We start from the raw sequence: 9998 nt of genomic DNA, 5'->3' as shown, positions 1-9998 counted from the left end.
GAGGAGGGGTCGGCGGGGGCCCGGATGTGTCGGAGCAGGAGGACGACAGCAGGGCACAACCGAGGATGACTGCACGCAGGGCAGGGGACTCGAGGGCCATGCCCGGGAGTGTATAGCGTTGTGCCGGGTGAAAGGGATTCGCTCCCTGCTTTCGTGGCCCGAGCGTTCAATGGGCAGTCCGGCGTCAATCCGTCATCAGCACCATCAGCACCTGCGTCAGGGACTGTGCTTCGGTGTGCTTCGGATTCAGCCGCAATGCCTCGTCGACCACCGCCTGGGATTCCCCCAGCCGCCCCTCCTCCTTGAGGTGCGCGGCGTACGCGTAGAAGGCGTCCGCCGAATCCGGCTCCTTCGCGATGCGGTCCAGGAGTGGCTTCTCCTCGGCGTCAGGCGGCAGGAAGGCCGAATCGGGAGGGCAGGGGTCGCCGTACTGGCCCTTGATGCTCTTGGAATACGCACCCGGCGCGTATGCCTTCACCGCCTTCATGAGCTTCTTGATGTCCGTGTCGCCGCCCTTGGGGCACAAGCCGAGGACGGCGATGTACAGCCCCTTGTTGAGGCCGGGATATTCATCCGACTTCGACACGCCCGGGAACCCGGTGGTCGACAGCCGGACCCAGAGCACCTGGGGCTTCAGCTTGTCGAGCGCGGCCTGGGCTTCGGCTTCGGTCTTCCCGCCACCGACGATGACGATGTCATAGGTCCGCGGCTTGGGCTCTTTGGCCAAAGCCGTGAAGGGAAGACAGACACTGAGCAGGAGCAGGAGTCGTGAGGTCATCCCACGACTCTAGTTCAAACGCTCAGGCCTTCACCGTCTCGATGATGCTGGCCCCGCTCCGGGTGGGGATGATGCGCTCCACCTTCCAGGCGGTGGCGGTGAACAGCGCCTGGAATTCGTCCCGGGTGCGCTCGCGCCCGTCGGCGAGCACCAGCATGTTGAGGTCCATCAGGTGGGAGGGGTCTGGAGTCCGGTTGTCCGGAATCACCATCTCCACCACGAAGAGCCGTGCCCCGGAGGGGGCCGCCTCATGGATCCGGCGCAGGAGGGTGAGGGAGGCGTCATCCTCCCAGTCATGGAGGATGTGTTTGAGCAGATAGGCATCGGCCGCGGGAATGCCTGGCTCGAAGAAGCTCCCGGCCACCACGTCCACCCGGCTGGCGAGGCCCCGGGATTCCAGCGCCGTCTTCGCGCCTTCGGTGACCTGGGGCAGGTCGAAGAGGATGCCGTGGCAGGAGGGATGGGCGCGCAGCACCTGCGCGAGCAGATCGCCGTGGCTGCCTCCAATGTCCGCCACGCGGGCGAAGGGGGCGAAGTCGATGTGGTGCGTCAGTTCGCTGGCCACCAGGCCGGACAGATTGCCCATGGCCTGGGCGAAGTGCTCCGCCTCGTCGGGATTCCGGACGAAGTGCTCCCAGATGTCAGTGCCGAGGGCAGCCTGCACGGGAGCCCTTCCGGTGCGAACCGCCTCGGAAAGGTGTCCCCAGGGCAACCAGTGGGACTTGTCGCTCTGCATGATGGCCACGGCCCTCAGTGAGCCAGGGACGTCCGAGCGCAGCCCTCCGCCCATCGGTGTCAGGGCAAAGGTCCGCTCGGAGGGGGACTCGAAGAGGCCGGCGGTGATGCCGCCGCGCATCAGCCGGAAGAAGGCGCCCGGGTGGACGCCCAGCTCGGCCGCCAGCGAATCACTGTCGCGGGCGCCTCCCGCGAGCAGGTCCGCGATCCCCAGACGGGCCACGGTGCCAATGACCTGGGTGATCCAATAGCCATTGATTGCCGCGAAGAGCTGCTGCGTGGGAGACGGATTCTCACTGGGCATGGTTTTCATGCCGCGAGCCTAATCCCGTTCCCATCGGCCGGGGCCGCCTTTCCTCCGGTGGATTGACGTCTGGATTTGACCGGGAGTACGACCGGGAGATGACCTCTCCGACCGTCCATCCGGCGCAGCTCATCGTCGACCTGGGTTTTGGTTTCATCGTCTCCGGCGCGCTGGCCACGGCGGCGGAGCTGGGCGTCGCGGACCACCTGGAGCAGGGCCCCAAGAGCGCGGCCCGGCTCGCGGAGGACGTGGGCGCGGATGCGGCGTCGCTGTACCGGGTGCTGCGGCTGCTGGCGAGCGCTGGCGTGTTCTCCGAGGACGGCGACGGCAACTTCGCGCTCACCCCCGCCTCTGAGCTGCTGCGCACCCAGGCCCCCGGCTCCCTGCGCAGCGCGGTGTTGATGCTCACGCAGGACATCTTCTGGGCACCGGCCGGCGCGCTCACGCAGACGGTGCGGACGGGGACGAACGCCTTCGAGCGCATCTTCGGCAAGCCCTTCTTCGACCACCTCGCCAGCAACGCCGCGGCGGGCGCCACCTTCCACCGGGGCATGTCCAGCCTGTCGGACCTGGAGAACGGCCCCATCGCCCGCAGCTATGACTTCAGCGCCTGCCAGCAGGTGGTGGACGTGGGTGGCGGCCACGGCGGCTTCCTCATTGAAGTGCTTCGCTCCACGCCGTCGGTCCGGGGCGTGCTCTTCGACCACCGGCACGTCCTGGACGAGGCGCGCATCGCCTCGGAGGGGCTCTCCGGGCGCTGCGAGCTGGTGGCGGGGGACTTCTTCCAGACGGTGCCTTCCGGCGCGGACGCGTATGTCCTCAAGCGCATCCTCCACGACTGGAGTGATGAGGTGTGCGTGGACATCCTGCGTCACTGCCGCCGCGCGATGGCCGAGGGCGGCCGGGTGCTGGTCGTGGACACGGTCATTCCCCCCGGGAGCGCTCCGCACGGGGGCAAGGTGCTCGACGTGATGATGCTGGCCTCACTCCCGGGCCGGGAGCGCACCGAGGAGGACTTCCGCAAGCTCTTCGCCCAGGCGGGCCTGCGGCTCTCGCGCGTCATCCCCACGCCGGCCGCGCTCAGCATCACGGAGGCCGTGGCGGTGTAGGGCGCCAGGCTGCAATGAAGGAGCGCATCAAGCATGCCTGTTGATGCGCTTCAGCGGGCCTACTGTGGGTGTGAGTGTGTTTTTCGATATTGCGAGTCATTCTCGATATCCTCCGATTCAAAGACAATCCGGTCTTGGGAGGATATCGCCATGCGCAGAACCGCTCTTCGTGCCGCTCTTGCCGTCGTCACCGTCGCGGGCATTGCCATCTCATCCACTGCCGCGTTCGCCGAGTCTGCGATCGACTGGGAGTCGGGCCTGACGTTCTACAGCGGCAACTTCGTGACGCCCGTGGCGAACTTCCCGGCCCCTGACGGCCAGTGCCATGCGTTCCCGGCCACCGCCGGCACCCTGGTGGGGTGGAGCAACTTCGAGAACGTGATCGCCTACCGGACGGCGGACTGCACCGGCCAGCAGATCTGGCTCGGCACGCTGCGGTCGTTCCAGCCGGGCGAGTTCGCGAGCTTCTCCGCCTACTGAGGAAGGCGTCACGACGGATGGGCGCCTCTTCCGGGGCGCCCATCTGTCGCGGCACGTCAGCGCAGCAGCCGCACGCAGATGGGCAGGTGGTCGGAGGGCTCTTGCTCCGAGGGCAGGGGCGTCCGCTCGTCCAGTTCTGGCAAAGGGTCCGGCGAGGCTCGCAGCGCGGCGGAGTGGAAGAGGAAGTCGATGGTCTTGGGGATGCCGTTCGCGTTGCAGGTCGGCTGATGCCGCCCCGCGTAGGCATCCCGCAGTCCGGCCGCTTCGAACGCCTGGACCAGCGGCTCTCCGGGCCGGGCATTGAAGTCGCCGCACACGATCCATAGGGCCTCCGGATCCTTGCGGACCCGCTCGTTGATCAGCTCGGTGGCCTGCTGCACGCCCTGGTGTTGCTCCACCGGCCGGTCGAGCCGGTCCCAGCGCAGGTGCGTGCACGCCACGCGCAGCCGCTCTCCGCCGACGTCGAAGTCCATGACCAGCGCCAGATGTCCGGAGATGCGTCCGTCCTCCAGCCGGTCCCGGAAGTAGTGGACCCGGTGGCCTGGACTCCGCTCCAGGCGGTGGAACACCGCGCAGCCATCGGGGCGGCCTTGCTGTTTCTGGGCCATCACGCCCGTGTATCCGTGCGGCTCCAGGCCCCCCTGGAGTGCGGCGAAGCTGTCGGGCTCCACCTCCTGGAGGCAGACGATGTCCGCGTCCAGGGCCGCGATGCGGCGGACCCGCGGTGCGTGTCGGCTTCGCGGCCGGAGCAGGTCCGCGGGCGTGTGCGGGAACCACTCGGGCTTGACGTAGGCATCCGCCAGGATGTTGTACGAGGCGATTCGCAGGTCCACCGTCATGCCGTCCATGCTGCCACGAGCGGCGGACGCTCGCGCTCGGACGTGAATCTTGCGAGGCTCGGGGAGCCCCCTAGGCTTCGCCGACCATGTCCACCCTGTCCCCGCTGCTGGAGCAGTTCAAGGTCCACCTCGAAGGTGAGAAGGGCGCGTCGCCGCACACGGTGCGCAACTACCTCATCGACCTGCGGGACTATGAGCGCTACCTCGTGGAGCGGATGAAGCTGTCGCTGCTCGCGGGCACGCACGCGGCCATCCGTGGCTACCTGGGCACGCTCGCGGTGGACCACGCGCCCACGAGCCGCGCGCGGCGGCTGGCGAGCATCAAGTCGTTCTACAAGTACCTGGTGCGCCAGAAGCTGCTGTCCGCCAGTCCGGCCAAGCTGGTGAAGAGCCCCAAGCTGCCGAAGTCGCTGCCCAAGGTGCTGCCGGTGGAGGAGGTGTTCGCCATCCTCGACATGCCGGACGTGGACACGGTGCTGGGGCTTCGCGACAAGGCCATCCTGGAGATGCTCTACGGCGGCGGCCTGCGCATCAGCGAGCTGTGTGGCCTGGACCTGCTGGGCGTGGACCGGAGCAGCCGCATCGTCCGGGTGATGGGCAAGGGTAGCAAGGAGCGGCTCGTGCCGCTCAACGTGAAGGCCATCCGCGCGCTGGAGGCCTACCTCGCGAGGCGCGGAGAGCTGCTGGCCGAGATTCGCGAGGGCCAGGACCCGGACGCGCTCTTCCTCAACTTCAAGGGCGGCCGGCTGACGGCCCGGAGCATCGCGCGGCACCTGGACGCGTACGTGCTGAAGCTGGCCCTGGCGCGCAAGGTGAGCCCGCACGCGATGCGCCACTCGTTCGCCACGCACCTGTTGGGCGGCGGCGCGGACATCCGCAGCATCCAGGAGCTGCTGGGCCACGCGAGCCTGTCCACCACCCAGAAGTACACCCACGTGACCTTCGAACAGTTGCAGGAGGTCTATGACGCCGCCCACCCGCGGGCGTGAGCAGTTGGGTTCGGTAGCAAACGGCCGCTGAACCCATCCGAACAACGGGAGTCCGGCGAGCGCGACGCCGGCCTACGGTTCCGGCATGACCGACGAAATGAAGTGCCCCGTCGCGCACGGCCCCCGCCGCGCACGCACGAACGCGCAGTGGTGGCCGGACCAGCTCAACCTCGCGATGCTGCACCAGCATTCCTCGCTGTCGGATCCGATGGTCGAGGACTTCAACTACGCGGCGGAGTTCCAGACGCTCGACCTCGACGCGGTGGTGAAGGACCTGCACGCGTTGATGACCGACTCGCAGGACTGGTGGCCGGCGGACTACGGTCACTACGGCCCGTTCTTCATCCGCATGGCGTGGCACGCGGCGGGCACCTACCGCATCTTCGACGGCCGCGGCGGCGCGCGCTCGGGTGAGCAGCGCTTCGCGCCCCTCAACAGCTGGCCGGACAACGGCAACCTCGACAAGGCGCGACGCCTGCTGTGGCCCATCAAGCAGAAGTACGGCCGCAAGCTGTCGTGGGCCGACTTGATGATCCTCACGGGCAACGTGGCGCTGGACTCCATGGGCCTCAAGACGTTTGGCTTTGGCGGCGGCCGGGAGGACATCTGGGAGCCGCATTCCATTGATTGGGGACCGGAGTCCACCTGGCTGGGCGACGAGCGCTACAGCGGCGAGCGTGAGCTCTCGCACCCGCTGGCGGCCGTGCAGATGGGCCTCATCTACGTCAATCCGGAGGGCCCGAACGGCCGGCCGGATCCCGTCGGCTCCGCGCGAGACATTCGCGACACGTTCGCGCGCATGGCGATGAACGACGAGGAGACCGTCGCGCTCGTCGCCGGTGGCCACACCTTCGGCAAGTGCCACGGCGCGGGCCCGGTGCACCATGTTGGCGCGGAGCCGGAGGGCGCGAACGTCGAGGAGCTCGGGCTGGGCTGGAAGAGCACCTACGAGAGCGGCATTGGCGAGCACGCCACCACCAGCGGCCTGGAGGGCGCGTGGACGCCCACGCCGACGAAGTGGGACATGACCTACTTCGAGACGCTGTTCGGCTACGAGTGGGAGCTGACCAAGAGCCCGGCCGGCGCGCAGCAGTGGAGGCCCGTGGGCACCAGCGGCGATGGCACCGTGCCGGACGCGCACGTGCCCGGCAAGCGCCACGCGCCGATGATGACCACGGCCGACCTGGCGCTGCGCTTCGACCCCGTCTACGAGCGCATCTCCCGCGACTACATGGCCAACCCGGCGAAGTTCGCCGACGCCTTCGCACGCGCCTGGTTCAAGCTGACCCATCGCGACATGGGCCCCAGGTCGCGCTACCTGGGCCCACTGGTGCCGAAGGAGGACCTGCTCTGGCAGGACCCGATTCCGGCCGTCGACCATGCGCTCATCGACGCCGCGGACATCGACGCGCTCAAGCGCGAGCTGCTCGGCTCCGGCCTTTCGATTCAGCAGCTGGTCAAGACGGCCTGGGCTTCGGCGACGACGTTCCGGGGGAGCGACATGCGCGGCGGCGCGAACGGTGCGCGCATCCGCCTGGCGCCGCAGAAGGATTGGGAGGCCAACGAGCCCGCCGAGCTCGTGAAGGTGCTGGGTAAGCTCGAAGCCATCCAGCAGAAGTTCAACGGTGCGCAGCGCGGCGGCAAGCGCGTGTCGCTGGCGGACCTCATCGTGCTGGGCGGCACCGCGGCCGTCGAGTCCGCCGCGCGCGACGCCGGCCACAAGGTCACCGTGCCCTTCACGCCGGGCCGCATGGACGCCTCGCAGGAGCAGACGGACGTCGACTCGTTCCTGGTGCTCGAGCCGGCGGCGGACGGCTTCCGCAACTACGTTCGCGCGGGGGCCGAAGCGACGACCGCCGCCGCGCTCATCGACCGTGCGAGCCTGCTCACGCTCACCGCGCCGGAGATGACGGCGCTCGTGGGCGGCCTGCGCGCGCTGGACGCCAACCACGGCCATACGCCACACGGCGTGTTCACGAAGCGCCCGGGCAAGCTGACCCCGGACTTCTTCGTGAACCTGCTCGACATGCGCACCGCGTGGAAGCGCTCGGAGAAGGCGCCGAACCTGTTCGAAGGCCGCGACCGCGCCACGGGCGCGCTGCGCTGGACGGCGACCATCGCTGACCTCGTCTTCGGCTCGAGCTCGCAGCTGCGCGCGCTGGCGGAGGTCTACGCGGCCCATGACGGCGAAGCGCACTTCGTGCAGGACTTCATCGCCGCGTGGACCAAGGTGATGAACCTGGACCGCTTCGATCTGCCGGGGAAGAAGACGATCTGAGCGGCGGGTGATGCATTGAAGAGACGAGGGGCCCGGAACCTCGCGATTCCGGGCCCTGATGCACGCCTTGACCTTCGCGGGCGTGAAGAACGTATGAGGATCGCATCCTGCGTTGCACGGTTCCTGGTGGTGCTGCCGCTCCTCGGCTGTCCGGAAAGGACGCCGAAGGAAGCGCACGCGATGAAACCGAAGGATGAGTCCTGTCATGCCCCCAAGACCGCCCGTTCTTTCGTGGAGCAAGCACGGGAGGAACTGGGACCGGGCATGGTGGGCGCGGAGTTCGCTCCCGTGCTGCCGACGCAGTGGCCCCCGAAGGGGGGCGGACTCGAATACTTCGTCTACCGGCAGAGGCCGCTCCCGACCGGGCTGGTGAAATTCGAGGTTCAGGGGCCCACCGAGCGGGTTCATTTCGTCGCGCCCGGTGCGAAGCCTCGCGTGGAATCGCTTGAACCCGTCGTGGCGCTCGGGGTCGAAGACATGACCGCGCGAGAGCCATCGGGTTTTTCCCAGAGCCACGTCGAGCAAGCGGAGCAGGCCCTGCTGGACGTGGTCGCCGGTTGCCGCTCCCTGGAGGGGGCCCGGGGCGACCTGGAGGGATACCTCGAATGGGTGGAGCAAAATCCACTTCAAGGCAGGGACCTGGAGCGGCGCGGTGACACGCTGTTCTCGTGGCTGCGGAGGCGCTGAACACCGGGGCGCACGGCAGGTGCGTGATGTCGGCGTGTCCGCCGGATTCCGGGTGACGTAGAGTGCCCGCGCGATGGACACCCCCTTCGACGGGGACTCCGCGAACCCCCCCGCGGCCCCCGGACGGATGGGCGCGCCTGAAGGACTGAAACATGAGCGACACCGCCCCGACCGCGGGCCTGGAACGGAGTGCCTCCCCTCGCGCGTCGTCGGTTGCACGGTGGGTGACCGCGGTGCTCGGCCTGGGCGTGATCCTGCTGGTGCTGCGCGGAAGCTCCCTGCCGGAGCCCGTGCCCGCCTCCGCGCCCGGGGAGCGTTTCTCCGCCGAGCGCGCCCGGGAACACCTGCGCTTCATCGGCGCGGAGCCCCACGCCCTTGGCACGCCCAGGCACGCGGAGGTGCGCGACTACCTGCAAGCGCGCCTGCGTGACGTGGGCGCGGAGGTCCAGCTCCAACGCGAGCCCGTCTTCGCGCCCGCCCAGGGCATCCCCCGGCCCGCCGCGAACGTGGAGAACGTCGTGGGCCGGCTGCGCGCGAAGGACGGCGCGAAGGGCACGACCGTGATGCTGGTGGCCCACTACGACTCCGTGCCTACGGGGCCGGGCGCGTCCGACAACGGCGCCGCCGTCGCGTCCATCCTGGAGGTGGCCCGGGCGCTCCAGCAGGGGCCGGCGCTTACGGGCGACGTGCTGTTCCTGTTCACGGACGCGGAGGAGCAGCACCTGCTGGGCAGCACGGCCTTCGCGGCCTCCCACCCCTGGGCCCGCGAGTCGGGCGTGGTCCTCAACGTGGACGCGCGCGGCAACGCGGGGCCGCTCCTGATGTTCGAGGTCTCCCCGGGCGGTGGCTGGCTCGTGCGCAGGCTCGCCGAGGAGGCCCCCGACGTCGGGGCCGGTTCGCTCTTCACGGCCGTGTATCAGCGGATGAAGAACGCCACGGACTTCACGGCCCTGCGGCAGGGCGGTTGGCAGGGGCTGAACTTCGCCAACGTGGAGGGCACCCAGGCCTACCACTCGCGCAAGGAGACCGTGGACGCCGTCTCCGACGGGCTCCTCCAGCAGCAGGGCGACACGCTGCTCGCGCTCACCCGGCGCATCTCCCGCGAGGCGTCCGTGCCGGAGGGCGAGGAGCTCATCTACTTCAACGCAGGCCCGCTGCGCGTCCACTACCCCCGGTCCTGGGCCGTCCCGCTGGTGGTCCTCTGGGGCGGCCTGTTCATGTTCGCCATCTTCCGGGCGCGCCAGCGCAAGCAATTGCGCCTGTGGGCCGTGCTGCGGGAGTCGGTGGTGCTGTTGCTCGTGGGCTTCCTGGCCAGCAGCCTCGCGCGGCTCGCGTGGCCGCTGCTGAAGGCCCTCCAGCCCGGCTTCCGCGCCCTCAGCCGCTCGGAGACGCAGGACAACGCGCGCTTCATCCTCGCGGTGGTGCTGTGGGTGATGGCGGCGATGGGCGTCGGGCTCTACCTCCGCCGGCGCGCGCCGGTGATGGAGCTGGCGGCGGGGGGCTGCGTGCCGTGGGCGGTGATCTGCATCGCGGTGAGCATCGTATTGCCGGGCGCGAGCGCGCTGTTCCTCTGGCCCTTCGCGGGCATGGTCCTGCTGCTCTTGTGGCTGGGAGGCCGGGGGACGGAGCCGCTCCCTCATTGGTACGTGCCGCTGTGGGGGCTGGCGGCGCTGCCGCTCCTGCTGTTGCTGCCCGGTGTGCTGGCCACGTTCTACACGGTGCTGCCGCTGGAGCGGGCCGCGGTGCCTTCCGACCTGCTGATGCTCGGCATCTGTCTGCTCGCTCCCGGCTGGCTGTGG

General features: G+C 69.1%; 9 protein-coding genes. 6 read left to right on the top strand and 3 right to left on the bottom strand.

Annotated features, from left to right (window positions below; all coding sequences use genetic code 11):
• Positions 1 to 184: 184 nt before the first annotated feature.
• Together D7Y21_RS37610 and D7Y21_RS37605 are read right to left on the bottom strand one after the other, a co-directional pair.
• A complete protein-coding gene (locus tag D7Y21_RS37610; protein ID WP_121718267.1) occupies positions 185 to 778 on the bottom strand; it encodes a hypothetical protein in 594 nt (197 codons plus the stop codon).
• A 22-nt stretch (positions 779 to 800) separates the two neighbouring features.
• The gene (locus D7Y21_RS37605) at positions 801 to 1817 is read right to left on the bottom strand and encodes an acetylserotonin O-methyltransferase (RefSeq protein ID WP_233612446.1); all 1017 of its coding nucleotides are present in this window, start codon (positions 1815 to 1817) and stop codon (positions 801 to 803) included.
• 98 nt (positions 1818 to 1915) lie between these two features.
• Here D7Y21_RS37605 and D7Y21_RS37600 point away from each other — a divergent pair, with 98 nt between their 5' ends.
• Positions 1916 to 2926 (top strand): methyltransferase, encoded by a 1011-nt coding sequence (locus D7Y21_RS37600; protein ID WP_120565827.1) that lies wholly within the window; start codon positions 1916 to 1918, stop codon positions 2924 to 2926.
• 150 nt (positions 2927 to 3076) lie between these two features.
• Complete coding sequence (locus D7Y21_RS37595) at positions 3077 to 3406, top strand: hypothetical protein (RefSeq protein ID WP_120565826.1); 330 nt, start codon at positions 3077 to 3079, stop codon at positions 3404 to 3406.
• A 56-nt stretch (positions 3407 to 3462) separates the two neighbouring features.
• Here the strand turns inward: D7Y21_RS37595 and D7Y21_RS37590 are convergent, their stop codons facing one another.
• On the bottom strand, positions 3463 to 4254 hold the full coding sequence (locus tag D7Y21_RS37590; protein ID WP_121718265.1) for an endonuclease/exonuclease/phosphatase family protein: 792 nt from the start codon (positions 4252 to 4254) through the stop codon (positions 3463 to 3465).
• 77 nt (positions 4255 to 4331) lie between these two features.
• Here D7Y21_RS37590 and D7Y21_RS37585 point away from each other — a divergent pair, with 77 nt between their 5' ends.
• The 4 genes from D7Y21_RS37585 to D7Y21_RS37570 form a co-directional block, all read left to right on the top strand.
• The gene (locus D7Y21_RS37585) at positions 4332 to 5234 is read left to right on the top strand and encodes a tyrosine recombinase XerC (protein WP_120565824.1); all 903 of its coding nucleotides are present in this window, start codon (positions 4332 to 4334) and stop codon (positions 5232 to 5234) included.
• Positions 5235 to 5319: 85 nt separating this feature from the next.
• Positions 5320 to 7512 (top strand): catalase/peroxidase HPI, encoded by a 2193-nt coding sequence (gene katG / locus D7Y21_RS37580; protein WP_121718264.1) that lies wholly within the window; start codon positions 5320 to 5322, stop codon positions 7510 to 7512.
• A 93-nt stretch (positions 7513 to 7605) separates the two neighbouring features.
• On the top strand, positions 7606 to 8199 hold the full coding sequence (locus tag D7Y21_RS37575; protein WP_147469486.1) for a hypothetical protein: 594 nt from the start codon (positions 7606 to 7608) through the stop codon (positions 8197 to 8199).
• A 152-nt stretch (positions 8200 to 8351) separates the two neighbouring features.
• The coding region (locus D7Y21_RS37570; protein ID WP_147469485.1) for a M20/M25/M40 family metallo-hydrolase at positions 8352 to 9998 on the top strand (1647 nt) is incomplete at its 3' end.

This window comes from Corallococcus sp. AB045, assembly GCF_003668895.1.
Lineage (GTDB): Bacteria > Myxococcota > Myxococcia > Myxococcales > Myxococcaceae > Corallococcus > Corallococcus coralloides.
The sequence above is the reverse complement of the archived record's forward strand: the minus strand, read 5'-3'. Positions and strand labels throughout refer to the sequence as shown.